General features: G+C 69.1%; 17 protein-coding genes. 9 read left to right on the forward strand and 8 right to left on the reverse strand.

Going from position 1 to position 20,221, the window contains the following annotated elements; translation table 11 throughout:
• Positions 1-60: 60 nt before the first annotated feature.
• From F7R91_RS37350 to F7R91_RS37360, 3 genes are all read right to left on the reverse strand, one after another.
• Entirely contained in the window at positions 61-2,787 is a 2,727-nt protein-coding gene (locus F7R91_RS37350) for a cation-translocating P-type ATPase (RefSeq protein ID WP_225321012.1), read from the reverse strand.
• Between the two features lie 2 nt (positions 2,788-2,789).
• Positions 2,790-3,671 (reverse strand): universal stress protein, encoded by an 882-nt coding sequence (locus F7R91_RS37355; RefSeq protein ID WP_191971809.1) that lies wholly within the window; start codon positions 3,669-3,671, stop codon positions 2,790-2,792.
• A 489-nt stretch (positions 3,672-4,160) separates the two neighbouring features.
• Positions 4,161-5,051, reverse strand: a complete 891-nt coding sequence (locus F7R91_RS37360) for a universal stress protein (RefSeq protein WP_225321013.1) — start codon at positions 5,049-5,051, stop codon at positions 4,161-4,163.
• Between the two features lie 231 nt (positions 5,052-5,282).
• On the opposite strand from F7R91_RS37360, the gene F7R91_RS43940 reads away from it, so the two are divergent.
• Entirely contained in the window at positions 5,283-5,405 is a 123-nt protein-coding gene (locus F7R91_RS43940) for an SHOCT domain-containing protein (RefSeq protein WP_269144811.1), read from the forward strand.
• Between the two features lie 831 nt (positions 5,406-6,236).
• Entirely contained in the window at positions 6,237-6,800 is a 564-nt protein-coding gene (locus F7R91_RS37365; protein WP_150957672.1) for a dihydrofolate reductase family protein, read from the forward strand.
• Positions 6,801-6,916: 116 nt separating this feature from the next.
• Here the strand turns inward: F7R91_RS37365 and F7R91_RS37370 are convergent, their stop codons facing one another.
• Complete coding sequence (locus F7R91_RS37370) at positions 6,917-7,300, reverse strand: hypothetical protein (RefSeq protein WP_191971810.1); 384 nt, start codon at positions 7,298-7,300, stop codon at positions 6,917-6,919.
• Between the two features lie 127 nt (positions 7,301-7,427).
• On the opposite strand from F7R91_RS37370, the gene F7R91_RS44545 reads away from it, so the two are divergent.
• The 4 genes from F7R91_RS44545 to F7R91_RS37395 all read left to right on the forward strand — a co-directional run bounded on the left by F7R91_RS44545 (position 7,428) and on the right by F7R91_RS37395 (position 12,303).
• Positions 7,428-7,940 carry a transposase gene (locus F7R91_RS44545; protein ID WP_456243076.1) on the forward strand — a complete coding sequence of 171 codons (513 nt, stop codon included), beginning with the start codon at positions 7,428-7,430 and terminating at the stop codon, positions 7,938-7,940.
• A 125-nt stretch (positions 7,941-8,065) separates the two neighbouring features.
• Positions 8,066-8,713, forward strand: coding sequence for a dihydrofolate reductase family protein (locus F7R91_RS37385; protein WP_150957700.1), 648 nt, complete (start codon positions 8,066-8,068; stop codon positions 8,711-8,713).
• Between the two features lie 561 nt (positions 8,714-9,274).
• The gene (locus F7R91_RS37390; RefSeq protein ID WP_150957674.1) at positions 9,275-10,219 is read left to right on the forward strand and encodes an endonuclease/exonuclease/phosphatase family protein; all 945 of its coding nucleotides are present in this window, start codon (positions 9,275-9,277) and stop codon (positions 10,217-10,219) included.
• Positions 10,220-10,263: 44 nt separating this feature from the next.
• Positions 10,264-12,303 (forward strand): S8 family serine peptidase, encoded by a 2,040-nt coding sequence (locus F7R91_RS37395; protein WP_150957675.1) that lies wholly within the window; start codon positions 10,264-10,266, stop codon positions 12,301-12,303.
• Positions 12,304-12,624: 321 nt separating this feature from the next.
• On the opposite strand, the gene F7R91_RS37400 is transcribed toward F7R91_RS37395, so the two are convergent.
• The 4 genes from F7R91_RS37400 to F7R91_RS37410 all read right to left on the reverse strand — a co-directional run bounded on the left by F7R91_RS37400 (position 12,625) and on the right by F7R91_RS37410 (position 15,277).
• Entirely contained in the window at positions 12,625-12,990 is a 366-nt protein-coding gene (locus F7R91_RS37400; RefSeq protein WP_150957677.1) for a hypothetical protein, read from the reverse strand.
• Positions 12,991-13,070: 80 nt separating this feature from the next.
• Complete coding sequence (locus F7R91_RS37405) at positions 13,071-13,754, reverse strand: toll/interleukin-1 receptor domain-containing protein (RefSeq protein ID WP_230989832.1); 684 nt, start codon at positions 13,752-13,754, stop codon at positions 13,071-13,073.
• Between the two features lie 490 nt (positions 13,755-14,244).
• Positions 14,245-14,547 (reverse strand): DUF6791 domain-containing protein, encoded by a 303-nt coding sequence (locus tag F7R91_RS44445; protein ID WP_408056096.1) that lies wholly within the window; start codon positions 14,545-14,547, stop codon positions 14,245-14,247.
• Between the two features lie 115 nt (positions 14,548-14,662).
• The gene (locus F7R91_RS37410; protein ID WP_150957679.1) at positions 14,663-15,277 is read right to left on the reverse strand and encodes a hypothetical protein; all 615 of its coding nucleotides are present in this window, start codon (positions 15,275-15,277) and stop codon (positions 14,663-14,665) included.
• A 978-nt stretch (positions 15,278-16,255) separates the two neighbouring features.
• On the opposite strand from F7R91_RS37410, the gene F7R91_RS37415 reads away from it, so the two are divergent.
• The 3 genes from F7R91_RS37415 to F7R91_RS37425 are packed head-to-tail and all read left to right on the forward strand — an operon-like array spanning position 16,256 to position 20,014.
• Positions 16,256-17,365: a sugar ABC transporter substrate-binding protein gene (locus F7R91_RS37415; RefSeq protein WP_191971811.1), complete on the forward strand. Its 1,110-nt coding sequence runs from the start codon at positions 16,256-16,258 to the stop codon at positions 17,363-17,365.
• Positions 17,365-18,942, forward strand: coding sequence for a sugar ABC transporter ATP-binding protein (locus tag F7R91_RS37420; protein ID WP_150957683.1), 1,578 nt, complete (start codon positions 17,365-17,367; stop codon positions 18,940-18,942). Before F7R91_RS37415 ends, F7R91_RS37420 begins: the two co-directional genes overlap by 1 nt.
• A gap of 10 nt (positions 18,943-18,952) precedes the next feature.
• Positions 18,953-20,014 carry an ABC transporter permease gene (locus F7R91_RS37425; protein ID WP_191971812.1) on the forward strand — a complete coding sequence of 354 codons (1,062 nt, stop codon included), beginning with the start codon at positions 18,953-18,955 and terminating at the stop codon, positions 20,012-20,014.
• The last annotated feature ends 207 nt before the right edge of the window (positions 20,015-20,221 follow it).

Below are 20,221 nucleotides of genomic sequence, written 5' to 3' on the forward strand. Positions count from 1 at the left end.
CCTGACGTTCCGCGTCTGAGACATGCGAGCTGTTCAGGTCGCAGGGCACAGCGCCACGGCTCACCCAAGGGCCGCGCGGCCCAGCCGTGCCCGCCCGGCACGCCAGGCGTGTTCGGTCAGGATCACGGTGGAGGAGGTGGCGAGGCAGATCGCCCACTGGGCCGGGCTGAGGGAGACGGTGTCGAAGACTCCCTGCGCCATGGGCACTTGTACGGCGATGACCTGCAGGACGAGCACCGCGGCAAGGCAGATCCACAGGGTGCGGTTGTGCAACTGGTGGCGGCCGAGGACGGGTTCGTCCTCGCTGCGTGCGGCCAGGGCGTTGCACAGCTGGAAGAGGACGAAGGTGGTGAAGGCCATGGTGGCTGCGGTGGTGGTGTCGGTGAGGTGCCGGGCGGTGGCGAAGACGGCCACGGTGCCGGTGGCCATGACCGCGCCGGCGCGGGTGATGGCGGTCAGGCGGCGGGCGCCCAGGATGCGTTCGTCGGGTCGGCGGGGCGGGCGGTGCATCACGTTCTCGCGGGGCGGGTCGATGCCCAGGGCCATGGCGGGCGGCCCGTCCATGATGATGTTGACCCACAGCAGCTGGATCGCGGACATGGGCGCGGGCAGTCCGGCCACGACGGTGGCGAGCAGGGTGAGGATGGCGCCGATGTTGGTCGACAGCTGGAAGCGGACGAAGGTGACGATGTTGTCGTAGATGGAGCGTCCCTCGCGGACCGCGCGCACGATGGTGGAGAAGTCGTCGTCGGTCAGCACCATGTCGGCGGCTTCCTTGGCGACGTCGGTGCCGGTGATGCCCATGGCGACGCCGATGTGGGCGGCGCGCAGGGCGGCGGCGTCGTTGACGCCGTCTCCGGTCATGGCCACGATGTGGCCGCGCTCGGACAGGGCGCGGACGATGGTCACCTTGTGCTCGGGGGCGACCCGGGCGAAGACGCCGATGTCCTCGATGCGGTCGGCGAGGTCGCGCTCGCTCATCCGGGCCAGTTCGGTGCCGGTGAGGACGTCGCCGGTGATGCCGAGTTCGCGGGCGATGGCCGCGGCGGTGTCGGCATGATCACCGGTGATCATCTTGACGGTGACACCGGCGTCCTGGGCCAGAGCGACCGCGTCGCGGGCCTGGGGACGGGGCGGGTCGGCGATCCCGGCGACCCCCGTCAGGGTCAGCCCCCTCACCTCGTCCGGGTGGGGCCGGTCCGTGACGGCGGTGGCGGCGCCGAGGACACGCAGGCCCTGACCGCCCATGCGCCGGACGGCGTCGTTGACCGCCTGGCGGTGTCCGGCGTCGAGGGGGGCGGGGCCGCCTTCGGTCAGGATGTGGGTGCAGCGGCCCAGCAGAACGTCGACGGCTCCCTTGACGTGGACGCGGACGCCGTCGTCGTCGGCGCTGTGGAAGGTGGCCATGAACTTGGCGGCCGGGTCGAAAGGGACCTCGCCGATGCGCGGTGTGCGCGTGCGGAGGCTGTCGGTGTCCAGGCCGGTCTTGGCGGCGAGCACGAGGAGGGCGGCTTCGGTGGGGTCGCCGATGGTCCCCTGGCCGTCGGGGATGAGGCGGGCGTCGTTGCACAGAGCGAACGGCAGCACCGCCTCGCGCAGGCGGGGGGACGGAGCCCCCTCGCCGACGGGGCGCACGGTGCCGACGGTGTCGTACCCCTCACCGGTCACCTCGTACCCGCGTCCTGCGGCCCACAACGCACGCGTGGTCATCTCGTTCAGCGTCAGAGTGCCGGTCTTGTCGCTGCACACCACGGTCGCGGAGCCGAGGGACTCGACGGAGGCCAGGCGTTTGATGATGGCGCCGCGGCGGGCCATCCGGTGGACGCCCAGGGCCAGAGTGAGGGCGAGGACGGCGGGCAGTCCCTCGGGGATCGCCGCGACGGCCAGGGCCACCGCGCGCAGCGCCAGGTCGGCCAGGTCCTCGCCGTGGAGGAGGGCGACGAGTGCGTAGGCGGCGACGGCGATGCCGCTGACCAGCGCCAGACGCCGGCCCAGACTGTCCATCTGGACCTGCAGCGGGCTGGGCGGCTCCTGGCCGGTGCGCAGCGCCTCGGCGATGGCGCCGACCTCGGTGCGCATCCCGGTGGCCGTGACGATCATTTCGGCGCGGCCCCGGGTGAGCGCGGTGTTCATGAACAGCATGCCGGTGCGCTCGGCGACGGGCACGGGCTCGTCGCCCTCGGCCGCGGTGGGCTCGATCGTCTTGGCCACGGGCTGGGACTCACCGGTCAGCGCGGCCTCGGCGGCCTCGACCGACTCGGCGACCACCAGACGCCCGTCGGCCGGGATACGGTCACCGGCCTCCAGCAGGACCACATCGCCGGGCACCAGAGTGCGGGCCGGCACCACTTGGACCTGGCCGTCGCGGCGTACCCGGGCGGTGGGCACCAGCATCTGACGCAGCGCTTCCAGGCTGCGCTCGGCACGGCGTTCTTGCAGGTAGCCGATGGTGGCGTTGATGAAGAGCACGAGAGTGATGACGATGGCGTCCTTGATGTTGCCGATGATTCCGGCGACGACGGCGGCAGCGAGCAGGATGCCGATCAGCCAGCTGCGGAACTGGTCCAGCAGACGCAGCCACTGCGGCCGGCGGGCGGGTTCGGCCAGTTCGTTGGCCCCCCAGGAACTGGCCCGCCGCTCGGCGTCCGTCGTGGTCAGGCCGGTGGCCGGATCGACGGCGAGCAGATCCGCCACCTCGGCGGCCTCCCGCTGGTAGGCATCCGTCACCGGCTCCGTCCCGCCGGGTGGCGCCTCGGCCCCGGCGGTGGTGGAGGGCTGCTGGGACACGGTCACTCCTTGCCGCGGACCACGGTGACGGGGCAGTGGGCATGGTGCAGCAGGGCCTGGCTGACCGAGCCGAGCAGCAGACCGGCGAAGCCACCACGGCCCCTCGCCCCGGTCACCAGCAGCTGCGCGGACCTGCTCGCGTCGATGAGGGCGGGGCGGATCCGGGAACGCACCAGGCGCCGCTCCACCGCGACCTCGGGAAAGACCTCCTGCAGGGAGGCCACCGTCTCGTCCAGCAGGCGCTGCTCAGCCGCGCGGAGATGGTCGACATCGGCGACCACAGCGGTCAGGGGGTCGCCCGGGCCTTCGTAGGCGTGTTCGCTCCAGGTGTTCCACACATGCAGCGCCACCAGTGGCGCCTTGCGCAGTGCGGCCTCGGCGAACGCGAACTCCACCGCCGCCTCCCCGGCCGCGGAGCCGTCCACGGCCAGCACCACCGCCCCGGCCGGATCGGGGCGGCCGCGCACCACCATCAGCGGGCAGTGTCCATGCGCTGCCAGATGCACCGCTGTCGAGCCCAGCAGCAGCCCGGCGAAGCCGGAATGGCCCCGGCCGCCGACCACCGCCAGCGCCGCCGACCGCGACTCGATCTCCAGCACCTCCAGCGGCTCACCAGCCACCACCGACCGGGTGATCTCGACGTCCGGCACCACCCCGTGCGCCCGTTCCTCGGCGCGCGCCAGTACCCCATGCACCATCGGCTCCAGACCGTGGTCGGCCGGGTTCCACGGGGCCGCCCCGACCGGCAGCCGTCCGGGCGCATGGCCGAAGGCGTGCACGATCCGCAGCGGCACCCCGCGCAGGTGCGCCTCACGGGCCGCGACGTCGACCGCATCGAGGCTGGAGGCGGAACCGTCCACCCCGACGATCACCGGATCACTCATTGCGCACTCCCATTCCAAAACGCCATCGGCGAACTGCCGCTGCGGTTCCCAGCCTCGGCTCGCGCGCCCCTCGGGGCCAGGGGCCATCAGGTCGCCTGAGAGGCCACTCGGCCCTGCCCATGCGCCCTAGCGGTCAGGACGCCGGCATCAATCCGTGGGTCAGGCCCGGTGCCCGGTGCTCGAGTACCCGTCGGCACCTGCCGAACAGCACTGGTCGTGTCACTGCGTCCACGAAGCCGGCGTCCGGCCGGCACACGGCCGACCGCGACGGAGCGGGCCACCCCGGCCGGTTGCGGCCGGGGTGGCCCGCTCTGATCGCCCGAGGCGAGTCCTCCGTCGTCATCGTCGTCATCGTGGGCGTCGCAGGTATCGCAGACCAGCGGATCAGGGCCCTGGTCACCACCTACGTGCTGCTCCTCGCCGTGGGCGTGCCCCGCCGTGACCCGCTTCACTCCCACCCGCCCCGCGCCGCTCGGCGCCCCGCGGCCATCAGTGGCTCGCGTGCGCTCCCCGTACGACAGCGACCGGGCAGTGCGCGTGATGCAGCAGGGCCTGACTGACCGATCCCAGCAGCAGCCCCGCGAACCCGCCACGCCCCCGCGCACCCACCACCACCAGCTGCGCGGAGCGGCTCGCCTCGATCAGCGCCTCCCGCGTCCGGCCGTGCACCACCTGGTGCTCCACCGCCACGTCCGGATACCGCTCCCGGTGGCCCGCCAGCGCCTCGGACAGCAGGCGCTCCTCCTCCCCGGCCAGCGCACCCGGCGGATTCATGTACGGCTCGGACGCATCCTGCGGCGCCGGCATGGTCGCGCTCCACGTGGTCCAGGTATGCAGCGCCACCAGGGGCGCCTTGCGCAGCGCCGCCTCGGCGAAGGCGAACTCCACCGCCCGCTCGCCCACGTCCGAACCGTCCACACCCAACACGATCGGACCGTCCGCAGTCGTCTGCTCGCGCACCACCAGAACCGGGCACCGGCCGTGCGCAGCCAGATGCACCGCCGTCGATCCGACCAGGAGCCCCACGAACCCACCCATGCCCCGGGAACCGACCACGACCAGCTCGGCCGCGCGCGACTGCGCCTCCAGGACCGTCAGCGGCTCACCGGTGACCACGGCGTGGCTGACGTCCACTTCGGGTGCCGTCTCCCGCGCACGCTCGACGGCCTCGGCCACCAGGCGTTCCACCATGTTCCGCATCCCGCCCTCCGGCGGGCCCAGCGGCGACGGACCCAGCGGCACATGCATCGCCGGCCACAGGAACGCATGCACCACGCGAAGCCCCGCCCCACGCACTCGGGCCTCCCGCGCCGCCGCCTCCACCGCGGCAAGACTCGACGCCGACCCATCCACTCCTACGACGACCAGACCAGCCACCATGCCTCCCACGCCCAGAACGTACCCCCGCTGCCACTCCCAGCTTCCGCCCGGCCATATCCCGCGGCCACAGGACCAAGGGGCCATCTCGGGCGCCATCCGGCCCGGCTTCCCTGGAAGGGCCCTGGTGAGGTCCCGCGCCTTGGCGGGACTGAGGCACCGGCTGCCGGGTGTCTACGCGTAAAGGCGGACCGGCAGTCCGTTGGAGCTCGGCATCGAAGTCGTCAGGGGGTAATGGTGCGACTGGAGTCGCATGAACACACGCACACCCCCGTCGCGCCCACGTCCGAGGACATCCTTCGCGAGCGGCTGACCCGCGGGGAGATCGACGAGGACGACGTACCTGGCGCCGCCTGAGCACGCTGCACGCCGCTCCCGTCACCAAACCCTGGAATACGGCATGTATGCGATGGCCGCCGCGATCGTCGTCGGCGCTCTGATGGTGGGCGCACCTCTGGAGAGCCTGGTCTGGCTGCTTTCGTCGCCGCCTGCCCGCTGATGATGTTCGGCTGTGATCGCCTCGTCGGCCGGGGTGCTGATTCTGGCGGGCCTTGTCTACGACACCGCCCGCCGGATCACCCCCGACGAGCCCTGTCGTCCGCCGCCGGGCCCGCCTGCGCGGACGGCGCGCCGCCCCGGCAGGTCCGGCAGGCGTGGCGGCCGCGTAGGCACACACCCCAAGCCCCGGCGCGCAGGTGAACCCGCCATGACCGGCCACGACATGCTGCTCGAGACACCGGCATCGAGAAGAGCTACCGGCGCCGTACATGGCCGGCGTCGCGCCCGCCGCAACTTCTACGAGGCCTCGGCTTCACCAGCTCCGCGGCCACCCCTACCGACCGCCTCTCCGGAGGCACCCTGGCCAAGCTCAAACCTGGCCCTGGCCCTGGCGCTGCTTGGCACAACCACCAGCAGCTGCCGCGTTTCCTGGCAAGCGGCACAGGCGAAACGAAGCATCCCGGCTTGCAGGGAATTCGCTATGTGACACAATTCGGAAGCCGAATGGTGGAAATGGTCATGCGGAATTCCGCGTAGGAGGCCAGGCGTTCGCCGCGTGTGTGCCACTGAGGTTTTCTCAACGAAATGATCCCGTGGGGTGACTCGGGCCCAGGGGACCCCGCGAGTCGCGATGGGTCCTGCGGCGTCCGGCGGTCGTACTGTCGAACCCGTTACCGAGGAGGACTTCTGATGCGCAGCGTGACCTATTCGATGGGCGTCTCACTTGACGGCTACATCGTCGGGCCGGACGGCGGCTTCGACTGGACGGTGCCCGACGAGGAGGTCTTTCGCTTCTGGATCGACGAGATTCGAGAGGTCGGCGTCCACCTGTTGGGACGACGCCTGTACGAGACGATGCTGTACTGGGAGACCGCTGACCAGAATCCATCGCTCGACGACTCAGAGCTCGAGTGGGCCGCGCTCTGGAATCCGCTCCCGAAGGTGGTGTTCTCGACCACGCTGTCGGCGGTGCAGGGCAATGCCCGCCTGGCCTCCGGCGGCCTGGCGGAGGAGATCGAGCGGTTGCGGGCCGAGCCGGGGGAGGGCGACATCGCGATCGGGGGCGCGACGCTTGCCGCCGAGGCAGCCGCGTTGGGTCTGATCGACGAGTACCGGGCCATGGTGCACCCAGTGCTGGTTGGCGGTGGCATTCCGTTCTTTCCCCAACATGAGCGCCGGGTGGATCTCGAACTCGTCGAGACCCGCACCTTCAGCTCGAGAGTCGTCTACCTCCGCTACCGCGTGGTGCGTTAACCGGCTCGTCCGCCGGCCCTATTGATCAGAAACTCAAATGGTTCTCGTTGAGGGTGTAGCGGACGTGGAGGCCGCCGAAGGGCTGTCCCGTAAGTGAGGTTCAGTGATCGGCGAGGTCAGAGGAAGCACAGCGGTACGTTCTTCTCGATGCAGAGACGCAGGACGGTGGCCAGCTGGCGGCCTTTCTCGATGTGCTCGTGATGGAGCGTGTCGTCGCCATCCTGTGCCCACTGATCGGTGATGGTCTCCAGGCGGGGCAGGATTGCCGCGCAGTCGGCGGGCGAGAGGTCGTCACCGCCGACGTCCGGGTGATCGAGGAGTGGCTCCAGCACGGTGGACACGTCGCTCCACGGCCGTTCGCCGTCGAAGCCCCACATCTCGGAGAGGGTGAACCCCTCGGCCTGGGCCAGGCGCCGCCGGAAGGCAGCAAAGCCGCTGCAGGACCAGGAGGCATCAGGACTGGTGGTGTCTCCATCGCCCGGGAAAAGAACCAGCCCCATGCACCCTCCCTGCCCTGCGTGTTGAGCACACAGGATCGACGAGAAGCGGCGGGACCGGCAACTGAGATGATCTCCGTGTGGCTGTGATCACTGCGTGGGAGTCGTCCTGGATAGCCCCAACCTGGCCGTGGACGGCCACTCCGCCCACGGCTCCCGCGCGGTCCGCTACTGGCTCAACCGGCACACCGACGACATCGAGCTGCGCTCCCTGCCGCCCCACGCGCCCGAACTGAACCCGACGAGCTGCTCAACGCCGATCTCAAGCACAGCCTGCCGATGCACAGCTGCCCTCGATCAGGCTCAACCCGCCACCGAAACCCGCCCGGTCTCCCAACGACGTCAACGCCAACCGCACATCGTCCGCCGCTACTTCGGCGGCCCACACGTCCGCCACACACTCGAAGAGAACAATTTGAAGTCCAACTGTGCTTCACCCCGACCTACGCCTCTTGGGCTAACCCGATCGAGGACTTCGCCCTGCTGCGGCATTTCACCCTGGCCAACTCCCATCACCGCAGCCACCCGGCACAGACCCAGGCCCTGCACCGCTACCTGCGGTGGCGCAACGCCCAAGCCCGCCACCCCGACGTACTCGCCGCGCAACGCAAGGCACCGGGATGCCGCCGAACGACGTAGGTGAACGGTCGCGCGGGGAACGCTTTGGAAGAGCTTGCGCGCGCTGTCGATCCAGCCACGTCCCGTTCGACATCCTCATGTAGGACGCATCGCCATACGAGGAGGCGACAGGACCTGATGAGGGAGCACATGGATCAGCTGCTGCGAGTACAGAACTTCACCATCTCGAGCGACGGCGTCGCCACCGGCGAGGACCAGAGCCTGGAGCGGCCTTTCGGCCACAACATCGATCCGGGAAGGCTCTTCGCCTGGGCCGGCGCCACGGCGAGCTGGCCCAACCGCACCGAGCCCGGGGGAAGCCGGGGCCTCGACGACTACTTCACCCGGGACTTCAGCCACAACATCGGCGCCGAGATCATGGGCCGCAACAAGTTCGGACCCCAGCGCGGCCCATGGCGCGACCATGAGTGGCGCGGCTGGTGGGGTGACGAGCCGCCCTTCCACACGCCGGTGTTCGTCCTGACCCACCACAAGCGTCCATCGTTCACGCTCTCCGACACCACGTTCCATTTCGTGGACGGCGACCCCGCCACGGTTCTCGCGCAGGCGCGGGAGGCCGCGCAGGGCAAGGACGTCCGGCTCGGCGGCGGCGTGACCACCATCCGGGAGTTCCTCGACGCCGACCTCGTCGACACCATGCATGTGGCCGTCTCACCGCTGAAGCTCGGCTCCGGGCTACGCCTCTGGGACTCGCCCCAACAGCTCCTGGACCGGTTCCACATGGAGGTCGTGCCCAGCCCGAGCGGCGTGACGCACCACCTTTTCTGGCGCAAATGACAAGAGAGACAATGCGGGAACCTCAGGACGGCCGACGCGAGCGTTCCAGCAGATGAACCCGTAGTGGTGGGCGAGTTACCACTGCAGACCCCGGTACTCGCCCACAACCCACCAATCAACCAACCACATGTGCAGCAGACGTGCCGGCTGTTGTGCGCCTCAAGGACAGCCCCAACTGAACAGGCCCGCAGCGCCGTGCAGGCCGATCCAACAGTGAGCTGACTCTGCCGTACAGGCGAATGGGGAAGGCGCGCAGCAAGCTGAGCGCGGCCGAGGCGGTGGACGGATACCAGGCCGAGACCGAAGGCGAGTTACGCAGCGTGACTTCCGGAGGTCCCCGTCGCATGAGCGGGTGACGGTAAGTGCCCGGGGCGTGGAGGGGTTCCTCGCGTTGCTGTGACCCCAGGTCAGGCGGACACTGGTCGTATGACCCGCGGGGTTGCCCGTGGACCGGGGCCGGCGGGCGGCACACCACGCAATGCCGCTGGCGTCCACCCGGGTACGCCCGTCCATCACTGGTTCCGGCGGTGCCGGGGCTGCGTTCCGGTTGCGGGAGGGCCCATGTCCACGACATTGCGATTGGCGACCTTCAACGTCGAAAACCTCTTCGCCCGATGGCGGTTCAGAGACGGTGTCAACCCCACCACCGCGAACACACGGGGCTGGGTCGTCGAGCAGACCCAGTTCGAGGAGCTGGGCGTCGACGACAAAGCCATCACGGGAGCGGCCGTGCGTGAGGTCCGTGCGGATGTGCTCGCTCTTCAGGAGGTCGAGAACGTCGACACCTTGAAGCACTTCCGGGCACAGGCCCTCGGCGGGCGCGCCGAGTACCCCTACGTCGCGGGAGTCGACGGCAACGATCCACGCCTCATCGACGTCGCCGTGCTGTCGAAGCTGCCCATCACCCGCATCCGCTCGCACCAGCATCTGATGGACTCCGAGAGTCCGGCCGCGACGCTGTTCTCGCGGGACTGTCTTGAGGTCGATGTCGAGGTCAGGGAGAGCGAATCGAAGAGCACGACCGTGACGCTCCTGGTCAATCACTTCAAGTCCATGATGGGCGGGCGTGCTGAAACCCGGGGAAAGCGGCGTCGTCAGGCCGCGAAGGTGAAGGAACTCGTCACCGGGCGTTTTGGATCCGCCTCTCCCGGAGACCATCCGTTCGTCATCGTGGGTGACCTCAACGACTACCTCGGGCCGGACGGAACCTCCGGCATCGACGGCCTCGTCGAATGGGACCAGGTGGACAACGTGGTGACACGCCTGCCTGAGGCTGACCAGTGGACCCACTTCTTCCGGGGCGGCAACGAGTACCGGCAACTTGACTACCTGCTCCCCTCGGCGTCCCTCGCCGAGGCGTCCGCGCAGTCACAGCCCGAGATCCACCGCATGGGCATGCCTCTGCGCGCGACCCGCTACACCGGGCCGCGGTTCCCGGGCGTCGGCAACGACAAGCCCAAGGCCTCCGACCACTGTCCCGTGGTCATGGACCTCACGATCGCCTGACCACTCCGCAATTGACGGAGCTTTATGGAGTACGGAGCTCAATCATGGCTCGCATCACCATCAACGGAGTGACGGTCGACCCGCTGGCCCAAAGAGACGAGTTGGCCGAAGCATCCCTGATAGCCGAAGACGCCTCCCAGTCCAACTACCTGCTCGTCCAGACCGACCACGTGCTCTCCGCCGAGGAGAAGGCACAACTGGTCAACGTGGGCGTGGTGATTCACGAATACGTGCCGGAGAACACCTATCTCTGCGGCTACCAGCCTTCCGACCTGGACGCAGTCCGCGACCTGCCCTTCGTGACGTGGGCGGATGTGTATCTCGAGGGTTTCAAGATCGCTCCTTCGCTGCGCGGGGAAGGGCTGCGGCCGGACATCTCGGTCCTCCGCGCACCCGCCGACGCCCTGGTCCCGGGGACGCGCACCGTCGACATCGTCCTCCACGACGATGTCGACCCAGGCTCGTACGAGGTGCGGCAGCGGATCGCAGCGGCGGCCCGGCTCAACCCCGACGACCTGCATCCGGCCCGCGACAAACTGCGTGTGGAGGTGCCGGAAGAGTCCCTGGCCGCGCTCACGGCCATGGACGAAGTGCGGCAGGTCGAAGAGGTCCCGGAGCGGAGTCTGTACAACAGCCAGGCCCGGCCGATCCTGCACGCCGACGTGGTCGTGAACGGCACCCCGCACCAAGGCGAGGGGCAGGTCGTGGCGGTGGCCGACACCGGCCTCGACCTGGGCTCCACCACGGATGTGCACAGCGCGTTCACCAGCCGGGTCGCCCGTCTGTACGCCCTCGGCCGGCCCACCCGGGCAGACGACCCTGACGGGCACGGCACGCACGTCGCGGGCTCCGTGCTCGGCGACGCCGCATCCGCCGCGATCGGCGGAGCCGTCCAGGGCACCGCGCCCCGCGCCACCCTGGTGCTGCAATCGCTCCTGGACCGCCGCGGGGGGCTCGGCGGAATCCCTGCGGACCTGCGCGACCTTTTCACACCCCCGTATGACAACGACGGCGCGCGCGTGCACACCAACTCCTGGGGCTCGACCGTGCCGGGGCTGTCGTACGACCGGAGCGCATTCGAGATCGACGACATGGTCTGGAACAACCAGGACCTCGTGATCTGTTTCGCGGCGGGCAACGACGGCAATGACCGTGACCGGGACGGCCGCGTCAATCTGGGAGACGTCGGATCGGAAGGAGCAGCCAAGAACTGCATCACCGTCGGGGCCAGCGAGAGCAGCCGCCCGGAAGTTCGCTCTACCTACGGCGAACTCTGGGGCCGGGACTTTCCCGTCAACCCGATCCGCGACGACCGGCAGGCGGACAACCCCGATGGAATGGCTGCCTTCAGCAGCCGCGGGCCCACCCGGGAAGGCAGGATCGCGCCGGACATTGTCGGCCCGGGCACCTCGATCCTCTCCGCGCTGTCACGTGCCGCAGCAAGCATCCCCGGCGACCCCTTCGGTGCCTCCGCGGACCCGAAGTTCTTCTTCCTGAGCGGCACCAGCATGGCCACGCCCCTGGTCGCCGGTTGCGTGGCGGTTTTGCGCGAGACCCTGATCAGGAACGGCACCCCCGAGCCGAGCGCGGCGCTCGTCAAAGCCATGCTGATCAACGGGGCGGTCGAACTTCCGGGCCAGTACAGCCCATCGGAGGCGGGCCCGTCGCCCAACAACAATTCCGGCTTCGGCCGCGTGGACCTCACCCGCTCGGTGGTCCTCCCTGGAGACGACGGGCGTGCGGGCTTCCACGAGGGCGGCCCGCTGGACCAGGGCGAACAGAACCTTGTCCGCATACGGATCCCGGAGCAGGACGGCGGTGAAGAGCCGACGTTCAAGGTCACCCTGGTGTGGACGGACCCTCCCGGCGCGGCCCTGCAAAACGACCTCGACCTCGTCGTCCGGACCGCCGACGGCCGAGAGCGCCACGGAAACATGGGCACCTCCGCCGGGTTCGACCGCACCAACAACGTCGAACAGGTCCAGTGGGACGACATCCCCGCCGGAGACGTCGAGGTCATCGTCCGTGCCCACCGCATCACCCGCTTCCCGCAGCCCTACGCCTTCGCCTGGCGCATTTCCTGACCAGACGTCGGCTGCTGGCCGCCGGACGCCCCGAGCTCGATGCCCAGGGCTCGTGGCGCCCCCTGCTTACATGGTCGAGTCCCACAAAATCGCCGAAGCAGCACCCATCACCCGGGACGGAGAGATCCGGTCCACCGCGTGGTCAGGAGACCTTTGGCCTCGGATCCTGCGATGGCTCAGGACCACGGCATCGCCGTGATCGGCGAGTAGATCAGACCCCGGCAGTCCGGCAGTGTCCCGGCGCAAGTCCCGCATCGTGCCTGGTGCAGCCCGACCAGGTCACGGTGGGGATTGCACCAACAGGGGGCTGAACCGTTGGCATCAGCTCGATTCCGCGTCTGTGTCTCCTGGACCGAGTGCTTGCATGACGTTCGCGACTGATGTGCTGTCGAGGTGGAGGCTGAGCAGCTCGTGGAACGCGTCATGGCCCACATGTCGGCGCTGGCGCTCCAGCAGCCTCAACGCCTCACGGATCTCTGACGGCGCCTGTAGCCCCAGAAACACCTGCAGGCTGATCAAGGCGTGCTCGACGGCCTGCTCGGGCTGTTCTCGTCTGGTGAAGAGGTATGCGAGGCCACTGTGGGTGCGTCCGATTCCGACTTGATTGCGCTCTTCTTCGAAGACGGTGAGTGCCTGCTCAAAGTAGCGCAGGGCCCCGTCGTCATCGCCGGTGAGAGTGGCGTGCAAGCCGAGCTCTCGATGGCAGTTGGCTATGCCGATGAGGTCGCCGAGGTCCTCCCGTATGGTCAGTGCCCGGCGCAGGTGCGTCAGGTTTCGCAGGCTAGGGCTTCCCCCGCCGGACCGGACAGGAAGAGTCTGCCCAACTCCCGGCCACACTCGGTCAGTAGCCCCTCTGTCCCGCCCTCGCTGCCCGCGCTCCGGACCGCGCGCGCAGGACTTCGGCGTGCGTTGTCCAGGCGCCATACCAGGTCGTCGAGGCGCGTGCCGGCTACGGACGGTTCATGCTCGATCGCCACTCCGCCCTCGTGCCCGAAGGCGACCCGGTCAACGGCCACTTGCAGAACGAAGCGACGCGGCCCCTCCGGGCGCACCCCGCTCCCAGGCACCGGACGAGGCGAGGCTGGGCGCTCCGGTCGTTCGTCTCGTATGGCACTGACCAGGGCGGCAACGAGCCGCTGGTACTCGTGGCCGTCCACCCCACGGAAGTCGCAGTAACGGCGGTTGGCAGCGAACTCCGGCAGTTCCGCGGCCCCGAACAGCACAGGGATGAACCGTTGGCCGGTCTCGATGGAGCGCTGCATCAGCGCGGCGTACCCCTGCTTGGTCCACCCGTCGTCAATCGACGCCGGGCTGAAGACGAGCAGGCCATGCACCGAGTTTCGAATCGCCTCCTCAAGAGAGTGGACGAGTACGTCCCCCGGCCTCAGCACGATCTCGTCGGAGGCCACCCTCAATCCCGCCCCGCGCAGTCGTTCGACGAAGGCCGTCACCCACTCGGCATCATGGTGACTGTAGGAGACGAACACGTCGGAGCGGAAGCGACTCGCGTCTTCTTGACAGCTGGTGGCGGATTGCAACGTAGGCGAAGTAGGCACTGACAATACCGGCGATAGTGCCGATGGCAGTGAGGAGCAAGGCTAGCGCGTCCACAACTGCCAGACTACGGAGGTGATATCGCTCAATACAATGGGTGACGGAATTCCTGGGGCGCGGTGGAAGCCATGCCACGCGAGGACGATGATCCCGGAGGCACGAGTATGAGGTGCGGGCTGGGTATCCGTGAGGGGCGGGCCTGGTAGGGCCCTTTTGCTGGTTGCTGGTTGCTGGTTGCTGGTTGCCGGTTGCGCCCGGCAGTTCGGTGACTGCCCCCCCCGGCGGTGTCACGAACCTGGCGTGTCTGCTCCGGTTTTGGGATGACCATGCAGGCTAGCGGCTGGGTCCGGTCCGCCCCCGATCGCCAAAGGCCCGCCCGACCGGGCCTCACGCCGCGCGGACGAGGCTTACCACTCGGACGATGAGGTGGGCAACGTCAACTTGCCGGCCGCACGGCTCTGTTCCGCACCACTTGGTCACGTGCGTCTCCGGAACGGTGGCGACGTCGTCGGCCAAGGACAGCTCCGACACCAGCGTGCCGTAGCAGACCGTTCGCTCCCGTGTGCGTAGGGGATGTCGCGCAGGACGAGGTGGCCGCCAACCACCTTGCCGTGTGCCGGCTGATGGTGAAGGTGATGCCGGGGCCGGATGGCACCGGGTCGTACGCCAGGGGGACGACCTGCTCGTAATTTCCCACCCTCATGGCCAGGTTCTCCACGGGGACGCCAGCTCGGGGCCGCCGGTCGTGAGGACACTTCGGACAGGGGACCTTGGCGTGGCTCCCGACGCAGTGACGCGTCGGCGGTCAGAGAAAGGACAGGTGGGGGCCGGACAGCAGGAGCCATGGCAAGAGCGCGGCGGGGATCAGGAGCACCGCGAACCATGCGTGTTGGTGAGCGGCCCGGGTCGAAGCGAATACGGCGGCTCCGAAGCCGGCGCCCAGCGCTGCATAGCCGACGTACCAACCGCGCTCGATGACATCATGGCCCCACAGGCTGATGCCGGCCCGGTCCAGACTCTCGTCCAACGCGTCCTCGGTTGTGGGCTCTCCCCAGCCTGCAGTGACGAACCCGCACTGGCCGACGACCAGGGCACCGACGGCGACCAGAAGGAGCGTGGGCATCCGGTTGCTGGGCCTGCGGAAGGCTGCCCAGGACAGATACCCGCCGACAGCGGCCAGCGCCGGGGCAAGGGAGACAAAGTAGGCGGCAGTGTACGGCCTTCCCCAGCGGGTGCCGCCCTCCATGGGCACCGCTGCCGACGCCGCCCCCAGCAGCGGGGCGCTGTCCAGCCAGCGCCACAGCGCAGGGACGACCACCAGGACCACCACCACGAAACGCGCCACGAACAAGCCTGCCAGCCACCGGCGGGCACCGGGACCGAACCTCTCAAGATCCCATTCCTCGGCACTCGAACGCATGCGCGCACCTTAGCGACGCCCGCATAGCCGGTGCACCCTGCACGGCAGCGAGCGTCGTCAGCATCTCGATCACCGCAGCACACAACGACTCACACCATCGCGCGAACCAGGCAGGACGGTGGGGAGTTACGTGACCGCAGGCATGGGGAACGACGATGGGGAATTACGCGATCGTCCACACCGCTCCGCTCCCCGCCCACGTTGTGCGCGTACGTCGCCGGCACCGACTCCGAGCCCCGAGTGACACTTCGGACCATGGCGCATTCGTCTGCGCAGTCATGCCCGGTGCTGCAGGGGAATTGCTGGAAGACCGCGACATCCTTCCCGGGCCCAGCCACCGCCTGATGTATGCCGCATCCCGCCCGGGGCCCGACCACGCCGGGACCCACCTGTTCGCTGCACTGGGGCGGGGGCGGTAGCGGGGCCGACCGGTATGGGCCGCGGGGGATGTCGGCCTTCGCTGCCGTCACGGCTTCCGGGGCCCCGGCACCTCATGGCCCCCAGCGTGGCTGTTGTCCGCTGTCCATTCCCCCCGGTGCCGCCGCGCGCCGGGGATGGCGCAGTTGGCCGTCCCGGCGTTCTCCCAGAGCCTGATCAGGAAAGAACTCGTGAAAGCGTGACCTGGCGGCACTTCGCGCCGTGCGCCTGCCCTCAATGGTGGCTGCGTCCCGATGCGACCAATGTCGTACCGCGGTCTGCCGGGTCTTGCGGGTCCTTTCACCGAAACAGCCACTTCAGGCGCGTCGAGTGGACGATGCCGTGGCCCGTCGGTGCAGCCAAGCTGACCGCTACACCCCGTCGGCAGGGACGACGACGCGGTCGGTGGCTCCGGGCCTGCTCGGAGCATCGGCGGCTGTTCCCGCCGCGGATCGCAGCCAGCGGCGAGAAGAGGCAATGATGTCCATCTCCAGCGATGTTCGTAGGCCCCGAGTGCCCAGAGCCGTCCCGCGCCCTTGGGGGATTCGGACCCTGGCGGCTATGGCCGTCGCGGCCTGTCTGACAGTGACGAGCTGTGCAGCCGCGGACGGCGACGGCACCAGCGGCTCCCAGGCGTCGAAGGGCGACGCGAATCTGGCGGCGGCGAAGGAGGTGGTCGAGACATATTCCAAGCCCACGCGCTTCCCCGTCGATCAGCCGTTGACCCGAGGACTGGCGCCCGGTCAGCGCATCGCCTTCATGCAGTGCGCCTCCCCGTTCTGCGCCCTGCTGGCCCAGCTCTACGGCACGGGGACCAAGACCATGGGCACAGTGCCGGTCGACACCGTCAAGGGGGGCCACTCGGCCGACGGTGTGCAGACCGCCCTCTCCTCGATCACCGCCGACGACCCGGCAGCGCTGCTGCTTCCCGCGGTCAACCTCGGCTCGGTCGGCGCGAGCATCAGGAGGGCCAACCAGGCTGGCATCCCCATCGTCGGTGCCGGCGTGATGGGAGGCCCGAAGCAGGGCATCGATGCGTCGATCAACGGGCCGATCAACTACGAGCGGCAGGGCACGATCCTCGCCGACTGGGCGATCGTCACCGCGGGCGGCGACGCGAACATCGTCTGGTACCGCAATCCGGAACTCGACTTCACGAAGGTCTCGACGGAGGCGTTCACGACAGAGCTGAAGAAGAACTGCCCGGGATGCGGAGTTCGCTACGTCGACATTCCCCTGTCGACGATCGGCACCACCGCGCCCAGCCGAGTGGTCAGCGATCTTCAGGCCCATCCGGACACCGACATCGCCCTCTTCAGCAGCCTGGAGACCGCCACCGGCCTGCCACCCGCGCTGCGCAGCGCGGGCATCACCGAGGTGAAGATCGCCGGCTCCGCACCCGTGCCGGCCAACCTGCAGGACATGAAGAACGGCGGCATCGACGCCGCGGTCGGCCTGGACGCAGGTGTTCTCGCCTTCACTCAGCTCGACGCGGCCGTGCGCCTGGCCACCGACCAGCCCCTCACCGACGCGCAGAAGTCCGGTGAGGTGCCCCTGCAGCTGATCACCAAGGAAGATCTTCCCGGCGACGTGAGCAAGGGCTTCTCGGCATACCCGGACTTCGTGCAGCGCTTCTCCGAGCTCTGGGCCAAGGCGAGAAAGGCCGGCTGATGGGCATCTCTGATTCTCAGGGCCCCCGCACCGCCGACCTGCCCGGCGCACCCGCCCACACATCGGCGAGCCAGGATCGGCGCAGCGCTGCGCGAGTGCTGCTGCGCGTTCACGGGCTGTCGAAATCCTTCGCCGGGACCAAAGCCCTCGACGGCGTCGGCTTCGAGGTGAACGCCGGTGACGTGGTGTCGGTCGTCGGACAGAACGGCTCGGGAAAGTCCACGCTGGTCAAGGTGCTGGCGGGCATCCATACACCCGACCCGGGCGCCGTGATCGAGCACCGGGACATACGGTTCATCCACCAGGACCTCGGCCTGGTGCCCGGTCTGTCGACGATCGAGAACCTGGACATCGCCCGCCCGCTCGGGCGGCGTGGCTTTTGGCCGGCCAAGTCACGCGAGGAGCTGCTCGCCGCGGAACGGATGATCCGGCGGTTCGGCGGCGATTTCGACGTCACCGAGCCCATTGCCCGGATCACGGCGGCCGAACGGACCCTCGTGGCCATCGCCCGCGCGATGAGCGACTGGTCACCGACGGGTAACGTGCTGGTGCTCGACGAGCCGACGGCGGCACTCGGCGCGGCCGAGTCCGAGCTGCTCTTCGACGCGGTGCGCACGGTGGCCGCCGAAGGCGCGGGAGTCGTCTTCATCTCCCACCGACTCGACGAGGTACTCGGGCTGTCCGACCGCGTCGTCGCCCTCCGGGACGGCAGGCTCGTGGCCGATGTCCCCGCGGGCGAGGTCGACCACGACAGACTGGTGGACCTGATCGCGGGAAGCGAGTTGGCCGAGTTCCGGATGGAACACGCCGACGAGCGCGGCCGCCCCATGCTGCGGGCCCGTGGCCTGGTCACCGACGTCCTGCGCGGCGTGGACCTCGACATCCACGAGGGCGAGGTCGTCGGAGTCTGCGGCCTGCTCGGCTCGGGGCGCGAGCACCTGGCCGCCGTCCTCTTCGGCGCCATGGAGCGGCACGCCGGTACGGTGACCGCTTTCGAACGTCCCCTGAAAGCCGCCGACCCCGCCCGCAGCATCCGGCACGGACTGGCCTATGTGCCCGCCGACCGGTTGCGGCAGGGCGCCGTCATGACCATGACGGCGACGGAGAATCTGACCCTTCCCTGGCTGCGTCCGCTGCGCAGCGCGTTCGGAAGCCTGGACCGGGCGGCAGAACGGGGTGAGGCAAGGGCCTGGACGGACCGCGTCGCGCTGCGTCCGCCGCAGCCGGACCGGCCGCTGCGCCTGTTCTCCGGTGGCAACCAGCAGAAGATCGTGATGGCCAAATGGCTGCGCATGGCGCCTGCGGTGCTGCTGCTGGACGAGCCCACCCAGGGCGTCGACATCGCAGCCAAGGCCGCGATTCACCAACTGATCGCCGAAGCCCGGGCGGCGGGCACAGGTGTCCTCGTCTCCTCCACAGACACGAGGGAAATCCTCGATCTCTGCGACCGGGTCCTCATCCTCCGCGACGGCAGGGTGAGCGCCGAACTCAGTCGCCACGAACTCAGCGAGGCACGCCTGATCAGCGAAAGTCTCGGGCTGTCCACGACGTCCGCGCCCAGCGACCCACATGATTGAGATGAGCCACATGACCGTGATCGAAGACACCGAGACACTCACCGAGCACCCGTCACCCCAACGTGCGCGCCCGCGCCACCGACTCCGCGACGCGCTGTCCTTCCGCAGCATCAGCGCCCTCTACATCTTCGCTGCGCTGTTTGTGCTGTTCTCCCTCTGGGTGCCGAGCACCTTCCTCGACGGGGACACCTGGAAGGCCATGCTGGACGACCAGGCCATCACGGCACTGACCGCGGTCAGCCTGGTCATCCCGCTGTCCGCCGGTGTCTTCAACCTGGCGATCGGGTCCCAGGTCGCCGTCGGTTCGATCCTGTCGGCGTGGCTGCTGTCCCAGCACCTGCCAATTCCCGCGACCGTCACGCTCACGCTGGTCGCAGGCGCCGCCATCGGCCTGGCGACCGGACTGCTGATCGTGCGCGCCCGGATCGACTCGTTCATCGCGACCCTGGGCGTGTCCTCGGTGCTGCTGGCGATCACGACCTGGATCTCCGACGGCCAGCAGATCCTCGACCTCGGAGCCGCCTACCAGGAACTCGCCACGGGCCAGTTGTTCGGCATCACCCACCCCGTCTACTTCCTGGTGCTCGTGGCACTGGCCGTGTGGTACGTCCTGGAACGTACTCCCGCGGGCCGTCGGGTCTACGCCACCGGGGGAAACCTGGACGCCGCGCGCCTGGCCGGCGTGCGCACCTCCACCACGGTCGTGCTGTCGCTGATCGCCTGCGGGGTGATCGCCTCCGCCGCAGGCACCCTGGTCTCCTCCCGGCTGGCCACAGGCGACCCGAGCATCGGCCCCGGCTATCTGCTGCCCGCGTTCGCCGCTGCGTTCCTGGGATCGACGCAGTTCCGCGGCGGCCGCTACAACGTGTGGGGCACCGTCATAGCGGTCTACGTCCTGGCGACCGGGGTCAAAGGACTGCAACTGGCCGGGGCCCCGGTGTGGATTCCGGACCTCTTCAACGGTCTGGCGCTGCTGCTCGCCGTCGGCATGGCCGTGCGGCGGGACGCAACGGGCCGTACGTCGGCGATCGCCCGGCTCCTGCGGCGCCGCCGAGCGTCACAGCAGGCATGACACCGGCTTGCGCCCGCCCCGGCTTCGCGCGGCGGCGGCCGCACGGCCGATGAAAGGCAGGGGTCAACTTGACCCGGCCCTGAAGGGCCGGGCTTGGAGGTAGTGCCCAGCTGGCTGCTGGGGTGGACTCCTCCGTCCAGACACCCCGTTATGGGGTGGCAGGGACGCGTGACTCACGTCCCGCATTCCACACGTTCTCGCCACGGG

The organism is Streptomyces luteolifulvus (assembly GCF_008806595.1).
Taxonomy (GTDB): domain Bacteria; phylum Actinomycetota; class Actinomycetes; order Streptomycetales; family Streptomycetaceae; genus Streptomyces; species Streptomyces luteolifulvus.

Excerpts from the sequence above, each read along its gene's own strand:
- F7R91_RS37395 (WP_150957675.1), top strand. The coding sequence starts at position 10,264 with ATGGCTCGCATCACCATCAACGGAGTGACGGTCGACCCGCTGGCCCAA.
- F7R91_RS37425 (WP_191971812.1), top strand. The coding sequence starts at position 18,953 with ATGACCGTGATCGAAGACACCGAGACACTCACCGAGCACCCGTCACCC.
- F7R91_RS37410 (WP_150957679.1), bottom strand. The coding sequence starts at position 15,277 with ATGCGTTCGAGTGCCGAGGAATGGGATCTTGAGAGGTTCGGTCCCGGT.
- F7R91_RS37420 (WP_150957683.1), top strand. The coding sequence starts at position 17,365 with ATGGGCATCTCTGATTCTCAGGGCCCCCGCACCGCCGACCTGCCCGGC.
- F7R91_RS37355 (WP_191971809.1), bottom strand. The coding sequence starts at position 3,671 with ATGAGTGATCCGGTGATCGTCGGGGTGGACGGTTCCGCCTCCAGCCTC.
- F7R91_RS43940 (WP_269144811.1), top strand. The coding sequence starts at position 5,283 with ATGGTGCGACTGGAGTCGCATGAACACACGCACACCCCCGTCGCGCCC.
- F7R91_RS37370 (WP_191971810.1), bottom strand. The coding sequence starts at position 7,300 with ATGGGGCTGGTTCTTTTCCCGGGCGATGGAGACACCACCAGTCCTGAT.
- F7R91_RS37390 (WP_150957674.1), top strand. The coding sequence starts at position 9,275 with ATGTCCACGACATTGCGATTGGCGACCTTCAACGTCGAAAACCTCTTC.
- F7R91_RS37365 (WP_150957672.1), top strand. The coding sequence starts at position 6,237 with ATGCGCAGCGTGACCTATTCGATGGGCGTCTCACTTGACGGCTACATC.
- F7R91_RS37385 (WP_150957700.1), top strand. The coding sequence starts at position 8,066 with ATGGATCAGCTGCTGCGAGTACAGAACTTCACCATCTCGAGCGACGGC.
- F7R91_RS37415 (WP_191971811.1), top strand. The coding sequence starts at position 16,256 with ATGGCCGTCGCGGCCTGTCTGACAGTGACGAGCTGTGCAGCCGCGGAC.
- F7R91_RS37360 (WP_225321013.1), bottom strand. The coding sequence starts at position 5,051 with ATGGTGGCTGGTCTGGTCGTCGTAGGAGTGGATGGGTCGGCGTCGAGT.